16 protein-coding genes, 1 pseudogene and 1 riboswitch are annotated in these 14,001 nt (G+C 49.9%); of the genes and pseudogenes, 16 read left to right on the top strand and 1 reads right to left on the bottom strand.

Annotated features, from left to right (window positions below):
• Window positions 1–30: 30 nt before the first annotated feature.
• The 6 genes from ACAN56_RS01700 (at window position 31) to murB (ending at window position 6,258) form a co-directional block, all read left to right on the top strand.
• Window positions 31–1,065 (top strand): iron-hydroxamate ABC transporter substrate-binding protein, encoded by a 1,035-nt coding sequence (locus ACAN56_RS01700; RefSeq protein ID WP_379140019.1) that lies wholly within the window; start codon window positions 31–33, stop codon window positions 1,063–1,065.
• 225 nt (window positions 1,066–1,290) lie between these two features.
• On the top strand, window positions 1,291–2,352 hold the full coding sequence (locus tag ACAN56_RS01695; protein ID WP_052092121.1) for a FecCD family ABC transporter permease: 1,062 nt from the start codon (window positions 1,291–1,293) through the stop codon (window positions 2,350–2,352).
• Window positions 2,349–3,383 (top strand): FecCD family ABC transporter permease, encoded by a 1,035-nt coding sequence (locus ACAN56_RS01690; protein WP_038592692.1) that lies wholly within the window; start codon window positions 2,349–2,351, stop codon window positions 3,381–3,383. Before ACAN56_RS01695 ends, ACAN56_RS01690 begins: the two co-directional genes overlap by 4 nt.
• 117 nt (window positions 3,384–3,500) lie before the next feature.
• The gene (locus ACAN56_RS01685; protein ID WP_038592689.1) at window positions 3,501–4,307 is read left to right on the top strand and encodes an ABC transporter ATP-binding protein; all 807 of its coding nucleotides are present in this window, start codon (window positions 3,501–3,503) and stop codon (window positions 4,305–4,307) included.
• Window positions 4,308–4,351: 44 nt separating this feature from the next.
• Window positions 4,352–5,161, top strand: a complete 810-nt coding sequence (locus ACAN56_RS01680) for a (2Fe-2S)-binding protein (RefSeq protein WP_379140015.1) — start codon at window positions 4,352–4,354, stop codon at window positions 5,159–5,161.
• Between the two features lie 185 nt (window positions 5,162–5,346).
• Complete coding sequence (gene murB / locus ACAN56_RS01675; protein ID WP_340898026.1) at window positions 5,347–6,258, top strand: UDP-N-acetylmuramate dehydrogenase; 912 nt, start codon at window positions 5,347–5,349, stop codon at window positions 6,256–6,258.
• An 81-nt stretch (window positions 6,259–6,339) separates the two neighbouring features.
• Here the strand turns inward: murB and ymzB are convergent, their stop codons facing one another.
• A complete protein-coding gene (gene ymzB, locus ACAN56_RS01670; RefSeq protein ID WP_379140012.1) occupies window positions 6,340–6,675 on the bottom strand; it encodes a protein YmzB in 336 nt (111 codons plus the stop codon).
• Window positions 6,676–6,830: 155 nt separating this feature from the next.
• Here ymzB and ACAN56_RS01665 point away from each other — a divergent pair, with 155 nt between their 5' ends.
• From ACAN56_RS01665 to ACAN56_RS01620, 10 genes and pseudogenes are all read left to right on the top strand, one after another.
• Window positions 6,831–7,679, top strand: coding sequence for an ABC transporter ATP-binding protein (locus tag ACAN56_RS01665; protein ID WP_379140010.1), 849 nt, complete (start codon window positions 6,831–6,833; stop codon window positions 7,677–7,679).
• Between the two features lie 5 nt (window positions 7,680–7,684).
• A complete protein-coding gene (locus tag ACAN56_RS01660) occupies window positions 7,685–8,359 on the top strand; it encodes an ABC transporter permease (RefSeq protein WP_379140410.1) in 675 nt (224 codons plus the stop codon).
• Between the two features lie 114 nt (window positions 8,360–8,473).
• Window positions 8,474–8,517, top strand: a riboswitch (PreQ1 riboswitch).
• Between the two features lie 172 nt (window positions 8,518–8,689).
• Entirely contained in the window at window positions 8,690–9,190 is a 501-nt protein-coding gene (gene queF, locus ACAN56_RS01655) for a preQ(1) synthase (RefSeq protein WP_038592676.1), read from the top strand.
• 30 nt (window positions 9,191–9,220) lie between these two features.
• Window positions 9,221–9,883, top strand: a complete 663-nt coding sequence (queC, locus tag ACAN56_RS01650; protein WP_379140007.1) for a 7-cyano-7-deazaguanine synthase QueC — start codon at window positions 9,221–9,223, stop codon at window positions 9,881–9,883.
• Window positions 9,883–10,365: a 6-pyruvoyl trahydropterin synthase family protein gene (locus ACAN56_RS01645; protein WP_379140005.1), complete on the top strand. Its 483-nt coding sequence runs from the start codon at window positions 9,883–9,885 to the stop codon at window positions 10,363–10,365. The genes queC and ACAN56_RS01645 overlap by 1 nt, the downstream gene beginning before the upstream one ends.
• Window positions 10,358–11,080: a 7-carboxy-7-deazaguanine synthase QueE gene (gene queE / locus ACAN56_RS01640; protein ID WP_379140003.1), complete on the top strand. Its 723-nt coding sequence runs from the start codon at window positions 10,358–10,360 to the stop codon at window positions 11,078–11,080. The genes ACAN56_RS01645 and queE overlap by 8 nt, the downstream gene beginning before the upstream one ends.
• A gap of 114 nt (window positions 11,081–11,194) precedes the next feature.
• Complete coding sequence (locus ACAN56_RS01635; RefSeq protein ID WP_379140001.1) at window positions 11,195–11,713, top strand: cysteine hydrolase family protein; 519 nt, start codon at window positions 11,195–11,197, stop codon at window positions 11,711–11,713.
• Window positions 11,710–12,549, top strand: a complete 840-nt coding sequence (locus ACAN56_RS01630) for a VanW family protein (protein ID WP_379139999.1) — start codon at window positions 11,710–11,712, stop codon at window positions 12,547–12,549. Before ACAN56_RS01635 ends, ACAN56_RS01630 begins: the two co-directional genes overlap by 4 nt.
• Before the next feature lie 7 nt (window positions 12,550–12,556).
• Window positions 12,557–12,742 carry a hypothetical protein gene (locus ACAN56_RS01625; protein ID WP_038592661.1) on the top strand — a complete coding sequence of 62 codons (186 nt, stop codon included), beginning with the start codon at window positions 12,557–12,559 and terminating at the stop codon, window positions 12,740–12,742.
• A 121-nt stretch (window positions 12,743–12,863) separates the two neighbouring features.
• Window positions 12,864–14,000 (top strand): annotated as a pseudogene (locus ACAN56_RS01620) (zinc-dependent alcohol dehydrogenase).
• The last annotated feature ends 1 nt before the right edge of the window (window position 14,001 follow it).

The following is a 14,001-nucleotide window of genomic DNA, read 5'->3' as shown; positions in this document are numbered from 1 at the left end:
TAATGCTTGTAAATACAGGAGGGGTATTTAATGTTTTCGAACAATAAGAGATCAGGCAGCATGAAGCTGGCATTGATCGGATGTATGGCTATGACTTTGTTCTTGTCCGCTTGCGGCAATGGCAATAATGAGAATGCTGCAAATTCTGGAGCGGAAGCTACCGCTGCACCTACGGCTACGGCTACTGCTGAAGCAACGGCAGCGCCAACGAAAACAACTGCACCGGCTACAGAGAAAACGGTGACAGACGCCATGGGACATGAAGTCACGGTACCGGCTAATCCGCAGCGCGTACTTGCTTCTTATATGGAAGACTACCTGGTAACACTGGGCGTTACCCCGGTAGCGCAGTGGTCCGTGACAAACGGAACCCAGGAATATCTGATTGCTGATCTTAAAGATGTGCCAACCATCAGCTATGATCTTCCGCTGGAGGCTGTGACCAGCTTTGCCCCGGATTTCCACATTGTGCAGTCTGAGTCTAGTGTGCAGAACGGTCTGTATGACCAGTTGAACAAAATTGCACCTACTTATGTCCTTGGTGACAAGATTAGCAAAGACTGGCGCAAATCGCTGCTCAAAATCGGTGAGCTCCTGAACAAGAGCACTGAAGCTGAACAAGCCATTGCGGATTACGATCAAAAAGCAGCAGATGCAAAAGCCAAAATCAGCAGCTCCATTGGTGATGATTCGGTCGCCATTCTGTGGCTGGTGTCGAAGAACTTCTTTATAGTAGATGAAACACGCAGCAGTGGTGCTGTATTGTACGGGGATCTGGGGTTGAAGCAACCCAACCTGGTTACAGAAATTCCTGCGGCATCCAGAGCGACCTGGAATCCGATCACGCTGGAGAAATTGGCTGAACTGACCGCAGATCATATCTTCCTGGTGAACAGTGACAAGACCGAAGCCTCTGACATTCTTAACGGAGCAATCTGGAAGGGGATCCCTGCGGTTAAGGCTGGAAATGTTCATGAACTTAGCGAGGCAAGCAGCTGGCTGTACAGCGGAGCCATTGCCAACTCCAAAACCATTGATGATGTCTTGAGTTTTCTCGTGAAATAATCAGCCTTAACTGTGTGTAGAGAGAACTCTTCAGCGGTGGAGGGATGTGCAGGTTCTTGTATCTTGAGATACAAAGACCTGCACCTTTTTTTAGGACATTGACTTAATCGTTCACAGTGAAAGTGCGAGCTGTGAAAGCTTGTACATAATTCAGATATTTGCGATAATGAGAATGATAGTTGTTCTCATTACAACATTGAACTCATCCTATTAAGGGGAAGACTTATGGTGTCATCCACACGTTCTATAGCTAACAATACAAATCCGTCAGGAGATCAACCGCTGAAGACAAGGCCGGTTGCTGCGGTAGTTATTTTGATTTTCGGCCTTGCCGCTGTCGTCTTTGGTCTGGCACTTTCCGTTTCGGTGGGTGCCGCGGATATTAGACTGGTGACGGTATGGGAGGCAGTCTTCCGGTTTAATCCGGATCTGCAGCAGCATCAGATTATTCGGGAACTGCGGATTCCCCGTGCTTTGGCGGGAGCGCTGGTTGGTGCTTGTTTCGCCGTCGCAGGAGCAATTATGCAGGGCATGACCCGCAATCCGCTGGCAGATTCCGGCTTGCTGGGTCTGAATGCCGGTGCCGGCGCAGGATTGGCGTTAGCTTTTGCTTTTGCGCCATCCGCTTCTTTTCTCTACATCATGCTGTACTGCTTCATCGGCGCAGCAGCAGCGGCCATTCTTGTGTTCGGGATTGGCTCGCTCTCCCATAGCGGCTTAACCCCGCTGCGTCTGACCCTTGCCGGCGCCGCTGTAAGTGCTATGCTGCTGGCGGTAAGCCAGGGAATCGCGATTCTGTTTCATCTGTCCCAGGATATTGCCTTCTGGATGGCAGGCGGGATCGGCGGGACGAATTGGACACAGCTTCGTATTTTGTTTCCCTGGATTGCGGCAGCTCTGATAGGATCTCTGCTGATCTCCCGATCCATTACACTCCTTAGTCTCGGACGCGATGTAGCGGCGGGGCTTGGACAGCGGACCAGGCTAGTGCAAACAGCCGGGATTATTATTGTAGTGATTCTCGCCGGCTCCGCGGTTTCGACGGTTGGACCGATTGCTTTTGTGGGGCTGATTATCCCCCATATTACCCGTTATCTGGTTGGTGTCGATTACCGCTGGATTATTCCCTGCTCTGCAGTACTCGGCAGCTTACTAATTGTATTTGCTGATATTGCGGCCAGAATGATTAACGCGCCTTATGAAACACCGCTAGGCGCTTTAATCGCAGTGATCGGCGTGCCGTTCTTTATTTACTTGGCGAGTAAACGGAAGGGGGAGCTGTCATGAGCAAAGCTCTGCGCTCACCCACCGGGAAACAACGCCGTACCCGGGAAGCAGCTATATTGACTTCACTTGCGGTTCTTATCGTGGTCATCTTTATTGTCAGTATGAACACCGGGTTAATGCGATTATCACCGCTGGATGTCCTACACACAGTCCTTGGAGAGGGAACGCAGCAGCAAAAGCTGATTCTTTTTGATTTCCGGCTACCGCGCATAGTGATCTCGCTGCTTGTCGGCGCAGGGTTTGCGGTTTCCGGCTGCATTCTGCAAAGCTTATCGCGCAATGCGCTGGCAGAGCCTTCTACACTGGGGATTAATGCCGGTGCCGGGTTTGCGGTGATTATCTTTATCTCATTTGTTCCGGCAACCTCGGCAGCTCCAATCTTTGTTCTTCCGCTGCTGGCGCTGGCCGGAGCAAGTCTTACAGCTGCACTTATTTATTTCCTGTCTTTCCGGCGTGAGGATGGCCTCTCGCCGACAAGAATGATACTTATCGGGATCGCTGTAGGTGCAGGCATCTATGCTTTCCAATTGATCCTGTCGTTAAGGCTGGATCCGCAGAATTATCAGTTTGTGGCGATCTGGATGGCAGGTAAAATCTGGGGCGGCGACTGGAGATTTGTGCTTGCGCTGACACCTTGGATAGCTATTTTGCTGCCATTTGCGTTCTACAAAGCCCGGGTGCTGAATGTACTTAACCTCGGGGACCAAACCTCGGCCGGGCTGGGCATGCCGGTGGAGAAGGAACGCATTCTGCTGCTGGCCGCCGCAGTCGCGCTGTCCGGCTCCTGTGTCGCCGTAAGCGGCGGCATAGGCTTTGTGGGGCTGATTGCGCCCCATCTCGCCCGCAGGCTCGTTGGACCGAAGCATCAGGTGCTGCTGCCTGCCTGTGCCTTAATCGGCGCGCTGCTGCTGCTTACTGCGGATACTATCGGCCGCTGGATTCTGCAGCCGGCTGAAATACCGACAGGTATTGTAGTTGCGCTGATCGGCGCTCCCTATTTCCTATATTTACTGGCCAAATCAAAGGCCTGATTAACTAAAGGAGCAAAATGCTCCATAAAACTAAGCGAATGCTTACAAAGTCAGTTTTATTGCGTCGTTAATCTTAAAGGAGCGCATGCTCCATAAAACTTTTAAGGAGTGAAGATCATGTCGGAACGTTTGAATACAGAACAGCTGAGTATTGGTTATGCGGAGGCTACGATTGTTAAAGGGTTGAACCTGTCTCTCCCAACAGGGAAGATCACAGCGCTGGTAGGAGCGAACGGCTCCGGGAAATCCACGATTCTCAAGACGATGGCGCGGATTATGAAACCTAAGAGCGGCAATGTCATGCTCGACGGCAAATCAATTCATACCCTATCTACTAAAGAAGTGGCTCGTCAACTGGCCATCCTGCCGCAAAACCCGACGGCTCCGGACGGACTGACTGTATCCGAACTGGTTGGATACGGGCGTTACCCGCATCAGAAGGGCTTCGGCACCATGACTCCTGAAGACCGTGCGATTATCGCCAATGCGATTTCCGTTACCGGGATGGAAGAGTTCCATGATCGTCCAATCGACCGCCTCTCCGGTGGACAGCGCCAGCGTGCCTGGATTGCCATGGCTCTAGCACAACAGACAGATATCCTGTTCCTTGACGAGCCGACCACGTTCCTTGACATGGCTCACCAGCTGGAAGTACTGCAGCTGCTGCAGAAGCTGAACCAGGAAGAGGGCCGCACGATCATTATGGTGGTGCATGATTTGAACCATGCCTCCCGCTACGCGCAGCATATGGTAGCGATCAAGTCAGGCACCGTCATCAGCGAAGGGAACCCGATGGAGGTTATGACACCAGATGTTCTTCGCAAGGTATTCGGAATCGAATGTGATATCGTTCCCGATCCGCGTACAGGTGTACCTTTATGCCTTCCTTACGAGCTTGCTGCTTATAAAGCTGTCGGAATGTAATTGACAAGTGAAGGATTAGCTAGGGGAATTAAGGAGGAAACGGAATGAATGAGGCACAGATAAAAGACATAGGCAGCAAATTTGATCTTTATCCATCTCCCCCAGAGGAGGCGAGGTATTCATTTACAGCGCAGGATCTGATTAATGTAGAGGGTATAAGAGCATTTGTGGACTGCTACGGACCGCTGATGAAGGCACTGGACGATAAGGCTGTGGCTGCATACTTCGGCGGCTGGTTCTCCAGCTTGGCGCTAGCAGTACAATATTCGGTCTCGTTATATTCCAATGTGCCGGTGATCAGCTTATCTAATTTGCGCATTCATCTCATTCCGGCGAGCGGGTATTGCCGCGTTGCCTTCTCTTTGAATTCCTGGGTGATGGAGCCAGCGCCTGCTGACGAACAGGGTCGGGTTACTTGGCGTAATAAAGTGTTCACTGAGTTCTACAGGAACACAGCAAGCCCGCTGCTGCGTACAATGTCTGCCGCCAGCGGATTGAGACTGGGGGAGATCTGGGGACAGCTCCCGTCTAAGTTCAACTACTACATTGAAATGCTTGCAGCAGGCGACAGCAATAAGGAATTTCTTATTCACGTGCAGGACGACTACAGTTATCTGAGGAAAGGCCTGGCTGCGGAAGTGTTCCAGCTTCCCAGAAATCCATTTGATGTTGAGGTGCGCAAGATCGAATCGCTTGCTGATCCAGAGCAGAGGGTACACATGCGTAACCGCTGCTGTCTGTATTATCGGACTGAAGGCGGAAGTGTCTGCTATACCTGCCCCCGTCTGAAAGAAGAGGAACGGGCCACACGTAGAGCCGAATACCGCATTCAAGCTGCATCGCCGCAGGTTTAGGGTATAACTGTAAAAATTGTTTCATACTAAAAATAGCAGGCATACCGCAGCAGGCTCCCGTCATTGACAAGGGAGCCTGTTCGTTGTTAAAGTTGTGGTTGCCATAGTTCAAAGTAAAGCTGGATCAACATAACAGTATAGAAGGTAAGATTTATTATTTTCATAGCGTAAAAGGAGCATGAAGGATGAATATCAGCAAAATTCAAGAGGATCTGCAGCAACTGGCTCCAGCCGGTACGGTAAAAAGCCATGAAGTGCTTAAGGATTATGTATTCACCCAAATGGGCGGCCGTGCAGATATACTGGCTGAACCTGCCACTTATGAGGAAATTCAAAATATTGTTACATATGCCCGGAAGAATGATATTCCTCTCACAGTACTGGGAAATGGTTCAAATGTAATTATCCGTGACGGTGGGATCCGCGGGATCGTCCTGCAGACCTCAGGCCTTAACAGTATGGGGATTCAAGGAGATCTTCTGTACGCCCAGTGCGGTGCTAAGATCATTGATGTATCCAGGTATGCCCTGGAGCAGGAACTGGCAGGTCTTGAGTTTGCCTGCGGTATCCCCGGAACAGTTGGCGGTGCTCTCTACATGAATGCTGGCGCTTATGGAGGCGAAGTTAAGGATGTGCTGCAAAGTGCACTTGCGATCAATAAGGCGGGGCAGCTGGTCACCCTGCAAGGGGATGAGTTTCAATGGGGATATAGACAAAGTGTTTTTGCTAGCGGTGAATATATCGTGCTGGAAGCCAGATTCGCGCTAAATCCGGGAAATCCTGCTTTAATTAAAGCTTCCATGGATGAATTGACCTATCTGCGTGAATCCAAGCAACCGTTGGAATACCCGTCATGCGGCAGTGTCTTTAAGCGGCCGCCGGGCCGTTATGCCGGACAGCTGATTCAGGAAAGCGGGCTTCAAGGGACCCGGATTGGCGGTGCGGAAGTCTCGCGTAAACATGCCGGATTTATTGTCAACGCAGATAATGCCACTGCGAGCGATTATATCGGACTTATTCAGCATGTGCGGGCTGCAGTGAAGGATAAATTCGGAGTCGAGCTGGAGACTGAAGTGGAAATTATCGGAGAAGAATAACTTTATATCGTTGGCCGCGGGAGTAAATACCGCGGCCTTTCTTTGCATAGAGACATGTGCAGTGGGCTCTTAGTATTCCGATTAGCTTATGGAGAGAGCATACTTGGCTCTATCTGTCTGGAGTTCCGCGTTATCTTCACCAAGATTATCCAAACGTAGTCCGCTGACGTCAATTTCATAACTATGCTGTGGAAGCGGCACAAGTTCACCATCCGCATTCAGGGTATTGCCTGAACCTCTTAAGATAAGCGCATCATCCAGATAATCATCGACCGTATCCTCAGCTGTGCGGTACTCTACGGTTTCCAATTGAAAGTGGACTGTATCGAGATCTTCAAGCTCCTGCTTTTTGATTACAATGGTTGTGGTTGCGTGAGCATCGAGCCAATCTATAAGCTTCTGTACCGTTTGATCCATAAGTTGATCCCATCCTTATTTAAGAGATTATAAATTCTAAGTTACCCCTTTCGTTGAAATTGAATCCATATTTCTGAAACAGTTCCTTGGGATATTCTCAATTTCTACGAATAAGCTTGAAGGAAAGCAAACTTTAGGCAAAGGCGGGTAGGCCATTGATTCAGCTTACGGAGGTATCGAAATCGTTTCAGGAGAAGCGGGCGGTAGACCGGCTGTCTTTTTCAGTGGGGGAAGGGGAAGTGTTTGGCTTTCTAGGTCCCAACGGGGCGGGGAAAACAACAACCATTCGCATGATGACCGGCCTGCTTCAGCCCAGTGAAGGACAAATAATGATTAATGGCATGAATATTTCACAACATAAAAAGAAGGTTCACGCTCAGATCGGGGTTGTCTTTGAGCTGCCAAATCTATATGTACGCAGTTCGATCCGCGATAACCTTGAACTTTTTGCCGATTTGTACGGTGTGGCCAAGGGGCGGGTGGATGAAGTGATTGGCAGCCTGCAACTGGAGGAACGACAGAAATCCAAGGTTGGCAGCTTGTCCAAAGGCTGGAAGCAGCGTGTGTTAATCGCCAGAAGCCTGCTGCACAGGCCCAAAGTACTGTTTATGGATGAACCGACAAGCGGATTGGATCCCAACTCGGCGGCGCTTATCAGGAAATACATAATGAGGATTAAGGCTGAAGGAACTACGATTGTCATCACCACCCATGATATGCATGAGGCGGAGGAGTTAAGCGACCGTGTAGGCATTATGCATGCTGGACGATTGGTCGCACTGGATAACCCGCAGAGCTTGAAAAAGGCTTATGGAAAGGCAGAGATTGAAACCGAATACTGGCAAGAGGATAAAGTGATGAGCACATCCTGGCCATTGGCGGACGAGATGACGAAAGACCACATTTATCAGCTTATGGCGAGCGGGAAGCTTATCAGCCTGCATAGCAAAGAAGCTTCTTTGGCAGACGTATTCGCCGCCCTGACGGGAAGTGAGCTGAGTTGAGTCAAGTGACGAAGCTGATCCGTCATGAATGCAAGGATTTGCTCCGCAATCCTTCTATAATTATTCTCGTGATGCTGCCGATTTTTATGTCCAAAATCATCATCTCGGTCATGGACAAAAACGGGATTAACTTTATGCTGCTGTCAACGTGGATTTTGTTCGCCCAGGTTATGATAGGGATTATGATGACCGGTCCGGGTCTCATTGAAGAACGGGAAAGTAAAACCTTTGATGCGCTGCTTATATCACCGCTTGGCAGAGGACAGATTCTCGTGGCCAAAGGTTTAACAGTTCTGCTGTTTTCTGTCTTCTCACAAACGGTAGTATTTCTGCTCAATCAGGGGTTTGCCTCAGAATTGCTGTCGGTCTTTCCGTATATGCTGGCTGGAGGGATCCTTTTTGTGGAGGTTGGAATGATCATCGGATTGAAGCTCGACTCTTCTAAGAATGGTTCTGCTGTCAGCTCTGCGGTCATGGTTGTCTTTTTCCTGCTTGCTTCCGTATATCAGGCACTGCCGGACTGGACTTATCCGTTCTTCGCCGCTTTGCCAAGCATTGAAATCGTGGAAAATTTAAATCGTATTCTAAACGGCGACGGCCCGCTACTTTTCGAGAGTCTGCTGCTCCCGCTGTGGATGACCGTTCTGGCACTATGGATCTGGAGAACCGGCAAAGAGTAGTGATGGCAATAAGTCTGTTAGCAGGCAAATTCTTTATGGTTGTCAATCTTCTGCCAATCATGTTATAGTTCAAGACGTTAATAATAAGCTTAAGAAGAAGTCTGCGTGTACATCGCAGGAGAGGTTCGCAAACTCCCTCTATAAAAAACTAAGACATCTTGATGCATAGGTAAAGTCTCCGGTTGAAGGGGGCTTAAGGGAGTATAGGGAGATGCCTATACTTATTTCCTGCTATGCTGCGTAATTTCTTAGTAGGGCCATGTTTTCGAAATCTCGTTCTTCTTTCCAGTTCCGGCAGTAAGCCGCGGGAAAAGAGAGGGGTTTTTTGTCATGTCAGAAGGCAGATTGAAAGAGGAAATGCAAGAGGTCACCCTGCTGGGCAATCAAGGGACGCAGTACAAATTCGGCTATGATCCGGAAATTCTCGAGGTGTTTGACAACAAACATCCCGGCCGCGATTATTTTGTGAAGTTTAATTGCCCCGAGTTCACCAGCCTGTGCCCCGTAACCGGACAGCCGGATTTCGGCGTGATGTACATTTCGTACGTTCCGGAGCAAAAGATGGTCGAGTCCAAGTCCCTGAAGCTCTATCTGTTCAGCTTCCGCAATCACGGTGACTTTCATGAAGACTGTGTCAACATTATTATGAATGACTTGATCTCGCTCATGGAGCCGCGTTACATCGAAGTATGGGGCAAATTCACCCCGCGCGGCGGAATATCCATTGATCCTTACTGCAACTGGGGGCGTCCGGGAACCAAGTATGAGGCGATGGCCGAACACCGGCTGATTAATCATGACCTATATCCAGAAAAAGTGGATAACCGATGATCCCAGATCGTGGAGAGGAGAGAGTGTGAAATGAATAAAAAAGCGCTCGTCGTATTCAGCGGCGGACAAGACAGTACAACCTGCCTCGTGTGGGCTATTCAGCACTTCGAGGAAGTTCAGGTCGTTACTTTTAACTATAACCAGCGCCATGCCGCTGAAATTGAGGTTGCCAAGGAAATTGCCGCCAAGTTCAATGTGAAGCAGCATATTCTTGATTTGGGATTGCTGAATCAGCTGGCACCCAATGCTTTGACCCGTGATGATATAGAAATTGTATCCGGTGAAGGGGATGAATTGCCCAGCACCTTTGTAGATGGCCGGAACCTGCTGTTCCTGTCCTTTGCGGCAATTCTGGCGAAGCAGATAGGATATGCCAATATCGTCACCGGCGTATGCCAGACCGATTTCAGCGGGTATCCAGACTGCCGCGATGTGTTTGTGAAATCATTGAATGTTACCCTCAATCTGTCCATGGATTATGAGTTTGTCATTCATACACCGCTAATGTGGCTGGATAAAAAAGAAACCTGGAAGATGGCCGACGAGCTGGGCCAGTTTGATTACATCCGTCAGCACACTCTGACTTGCTACAACGGTATCATTGGCAGCGGCTGCGGCACCTGCCCGGCATGTTTGCTTCGCAAGCGTGGCCTTGAGCAATATGTGGCTGAGAGAAAGAAGGTCGGCTTATAATGCTAGGCGAAGTATCGGTTTGTAAAATATTCACTTTTGACGCTGCACATCAGCTGATTGGACATAAGGGAAAATGCAGTAATCTCCACGGCCACACCTACAAGCTTGAAGTGGTCCTGAAGGGCAAACCTTCCGTGGAGGAGGGGCATTCGGACGAAGGCTTCGTGATTGATTTCAGCGATATTAAAAGCACGGTACAGCAGAGTCTGGTCGACCGGCTGGATCACGCTTTTCTGGCGATGGGCAACGAGCCTGTGCTGGATACATTGACAAATACGGGATCGAAGGTAGCGCTGCTCTCCTTCCGCACGACGGTGGAGAACATGGCGTGTTATATAGCCTACAAGCTGAAGCAAGTGGCGTTGCCGCTATATTCCGTTAAGCTGTGGGAGACGCCCACTTCCTGGGCGGAGGTGCTGGCTGAGGATATTCCGGAGGATGGACCCTCCTACCGTATGCATGGGGGTTGTGACTGTGAGTAAGATTCCGGTCATAGAAATGTTCGGCCCAACCATTCAGGGGGAAGGCGCAGTTATCGGAGTGAAAACCATGTTCGTCCGTACTTATGGCTGTGACTATCGCTGCAGCTGGTGCGATTCCGCATTCACATGGGATGGTTCGGCCAAGGATAAGGTGCGGATGCTTACACCAGAGGAGATTATGGCCGAGCTGCTCTCACTAGCCGGAAATAATTTTGACTGTGTAACCATCTCCGGTGGCAACCCTGCACTAATTGGCGAGGCGATGGGTACCTTCATCATGGGGTTGCACGAGCGGGGCATTCAAGCAGCAATCGAAACGCAGGGCAGCCGCTGGCAGGAATGGTTCAACGATGTGGATGTGCTGACAATCAGCCCCAAGCCGCCAAGCTCAGGTATGACGACGGATTGGGAGACCCTTGATGGCATTATGGGGAAGCTGCATGATAAAGGCAAAGCTGCCCATAGCCTGAAGGTTGTTGTCTTTAACGAAGGCGATTATGAATATGCCAAAGCAGTGCATAAACGATACCCTGGGGTGCCACTGTTCCTGCAGCCGGGCAATGAGGATGTCACGGAGGAAGGTGACATTTCCGTACGTCTGCTGGGTAGACTGGAATGGCTGTTTAATCAGGTGATCGTCGATCCGGAGATGAACCGGGCACGGGTGCTCCCTCAGCTTCATGCACTCATCTGGCATAATAAGCGCGGGAAATAAAAAGGATGACAATTTCATAATGTTTGAGATGAATTTGTAAAATCTCAAGGGGGATTCTTCACGTAGTCTTCTGGTATAATTATTGGAAAACCAGGGAATAGCGAGGGATCATACATGACAACTGCCTTATTAATTATCGATGTCCAAGAAGCCATGTTCTCTTATGATGTGAAGCTGCATGATGAAGGAGGCGTGATGGACCGGATTATATCGCTATTGAATAAAGCCCGCTCCGCAGGGGCTCCGGTTGTTTATATCCAGCATACCGAGGATGAGGAATATACGAAGGGTTTGCCCACCTGGCAGATCAGCAGCCGAATTACACCGAAGGAGAAAGACTCCATCGTCGAGAAGCCGACTTGGGATGCTTTTCACCGTACCCGGCTGCATGAGGAGCTGCAGCGTTTGGGTGTGACCGATCTTATCATATGCGGGATGCAAAGCGAATTCTGTGTCGATACAACCACTAGACGGGCCTACAGCATGGGGTATTCCAGCGTACTGGTCCAGGATGCGCATAGCACTTTCGGCAACGCCGATTTTAGCGGTGAAGAGATTGTCAGGCATCATAATTCAGTGCTGGGCGGGAGATTCGCTGTGCTTCGGCCGGAGCGTGAGGTAGAATTCCAATGAATGCAGGGAAATCTGCGATGAAGCCAGTGCGCCGGTCCAGGTTGAGATTGTTCGCCGGCAAGCGATATTTCACCTGGAAAAGATACTGGACATGGTTTATTCAGCGCGGGAACAAGGCAACAAAACATCGGTCTGAGGCACTGCCCTATAAGGCAGCCGGGCATTCAACCCCGCTCCTGCGCAGACTGCGAAATGTGGACATGCAGCTACAGTACAATAAGATTGCAAATCTGCGTCTGGCCGTCGCCAGGCTGGATGGTCTGGTGATCTCGCCGGGAGAGACCTTCTCGTATTGGCAAACGATCGGCAAGCCAACCCGGCGCAAAGGTTACTTGGACGGAATGGTTCTATATTACGGTGGTTTTCGTTCCGGCACAGGAGGCGGATTATGCCAGCTGTCCAATCTGATCTACTGGATGACGCTGCACACCCCGCTGACCGTGACCGAGCGGCACCGCCACAGCTATGATGTATTTCCCGACGAACAGCGGACACAACCTTTCGGCAGCGGGGCTACTTGTGCATATAATTATTTGGATCTGCAGCTTCAGAACAATACAGACCGGACATATCAGTTGAAGCTGCACCTGGATGATACTCATCTGTACGGCGAATGGCGATGCGATGACAAGCAGCTTTATCGTTATGAGGTATACGAGGCTGATCATGTTATCCGTCTGGAGCCATGGGGCGGTTATGTCCGCAGCAACAGCATCCGCCGCAGAGTATTTACGCGGAGCGGCGAGCTTGCAGGGGATGAAGCGGTAGCCGAAAATCATGCCCTGATGATGTACTCTCCGCTGCTGCATCCGCCCACTGAATTAGCGGAAGGGTGATGAACTGATGAATCTTGACGGTGATTGGTACTGGAAGTCAGATGATGAAGTGGGAATGGGACGCTCAAGCAGACTGAAACGCAATATTAGGGTATGGACTGTGTTACTTACTGTTGTATTAGCAGCTGCTGTGCTTGCAGGCTGGCTGGTACTACAAGGAATATTCGATTTCTTAGAATACTTAGGCATCTAGGAGAGAGACTTCGGGGAATAACGGATAAACACCGGGACTTTGGGGTTATAACATAGTATGTTGCTAACAAATTTAGCCTTGCTAAGTTCTTAACTCTACTTCCGAAGGAGTGTTTCTCAACATGAAGGCAGTAACCTATCAAGGGAAGAAGAAAGTTGAAGTTAAAGAAGTAGCCGACGCCAAGCTGGAAAGAAGGACGACATCATTGTGCGCATCACCTCGACAGCCATTTGCGGTTCGGACCTTCACATCTATAACGGGGAAATCCCCGGCATGCACGACGACTATATTATTGGACATGAGCCGATGGGGATCGTCGAAGATGTCGGACCGGATGTTACCAGAGTCAAAAAAGGCGACCGCGTCATCATTCCTTTTAACGTAGCCTGTGGACAATGTTATTTCTGCCAGCATGAAATGGAGAGCCAGTGTGACCATGCCAACGAGGCCAAGGATACCGGAGGTTATCTCGGCTTTTCCGATTCGTACGGCGGCTTTGCCGGCGGACAAGCGGAGCTGCTGCGTGTTCCTTACGGTAATTTTGGTCCTTTTGTTATTCCTGAGGATGCAGAGATGGAGGATGAGAAACTTCTGTTCCTTTCGGACATTGTGCCAACAGCCTGGTGGGGCGTGGAAAGTGCCGGGGTAAAGCCTGGAGACACGGTCATTGTACTAGGCTGCGGGCCTGTTGGACTGCTGACGCAGAAATTCGCCTGGATGAAGGGAGCCTCGCGGGTTATTGCGGTAGATCATATCCCATACCGTTTGCAACATGCCAAGCAGAAGAATAACGTCGAGATTTTTAATTTTGCTAAGATAAAGAACTTAGAGGTGCATCTGAAGGAGATTACCTGCGGCGGGGCGGATGTGGTGATTGATTGTGTCGGACTAGATGCGAAGATGTCTGTGGTGGAAAAAATCGAAACAACGCTGATGCTGCAAGGCGGATCGCTCAGTGCGTTCCGGATGGCCGCTCAGGTGGTTCGCAAATTCGGAACGATCCAGCTCGTCGGCGTGTATGGGCTCAATTATAATATGTTCCCGCTGGGGCAATTGTTTGAACGCAATATTACGCTCAAGATGGGTCAGGCTCCAGTTATTCATTACATGCCGATGCTCTATAAGATGATTAAGGAGAACAAATTCGATCCGACAGACATCATTACTCACCGGCTGCCGATCAGCAGAGCGGAGCATGGCTACCAGGTGTTCGGAGACAAGGAAGAGGATTGTATCTAAGGTTGTGCTTAAGCCTTAAT

This window comes from Paenibacillus paludis, from assembly GCF_042610515.1.
Taxonomy (GTDB): Bacteria; Bacillota; Bacilli; order Paenibacillales; family Paenibacillaceae; genus Paenibacillus_AQ.
Note: the sequence above shows the minus strand (reverse complement) of the source record. Positions and strands in the feature narration are given on the sequence as shown.

Excerpts from the sequence above, each read along its gene's own strand:
- ACAN56_RS01635 (WP_379140001.1), top strand. The coding sequence starts at position 11,195 with ATGACAACTGCCTTATTAATTATCGATGTCCAAGAAGCCATGTTCTCT.
- ACAN56_RS01690 (WP_038592692.1), top strand. The coding sequence starts at position 2,349 with ATGAGCAAAGCTCTGCGCTCACCCACCGGGAAACAACGCCGTACCCGG.
- ACAN56_RS01700 (WP_379140019.1), top strand. The coding sequence starts at position 31 with ATGTTTTCGAACAATAAGAGATCAGGCAGCATGAAGCTGGCATTGATC.
- queC (WP_379140007.1), top strand. The coding sequence starts at position 9,221 with ATGAATAAAAAAGCGCTCGTCGTATTCAGCGGCGGACAAGACAGTACA.
- queF (WP_038592676.1), top strand. The coding sequence starts at position 8,690 with ATGTCAGAAGGCAGATTGAAAGAGGAAATGCAAGAGGTCACCCTGCTG.
- ACAN56_RS01625 (WP_038592661.1), top strand. The coding sequence starts at position 12,557 with ATGAATCTTGACGGTGATTGGTACTGGAAGTCAGATGATGAAGTGGGA.
- ACAN56_RS01680 (WP_379140015.1), top strand. The coding sequence starts at position 4,352 with ATGAATGAGGCACAGATAAAAGACATAGGCAGCAAATTTGATCTTTAT.
- murB (WP_340898026.1), top strand. The coding sequence starts at position 5,347 with ATGAATATCAGCAAAATTCAAGAGGATCTGCAGCAACTGGCTCCAGCC.
- ACAN56_RS01630 (WP_379139999.1), top strand. The coding sequence starts at position 11,710 with ATGAATGCAGGGAAATCTGCGATGAAGCCAGTGCGCCGGTCCAGGTTG.
- ACAN56_RS01645 (WP_379140005.1), top strand. The coding sequence starts at position 9,883 with ATGCTAGGCGAAGTATCGGTTTGTAAAATATTCACTTTTGACGCTGCA.
- ACAN56_RS01685 (WP_038592689.1), top strand. The coding sequence starts at position 3,501 with ATGTCGGAACGTTTGAATACAGAACAGCTGAGTATTGGTTATGCGGAG.
- ACAN56_RS01695 (WP_052092121.1), top strand. The coding sequence starts at position 1,291 with ATGGTGTCATCCACACGTTCTATAGCTAACAATACAAATCCGTCAGGA.
- ymzB (WP_379140012.1), bottom strand. The coding sequence starts at position 6,675 with ATGGATCAAACGGTACAGAAGCTTATAGATTGGCTCGATGCTCACGCA.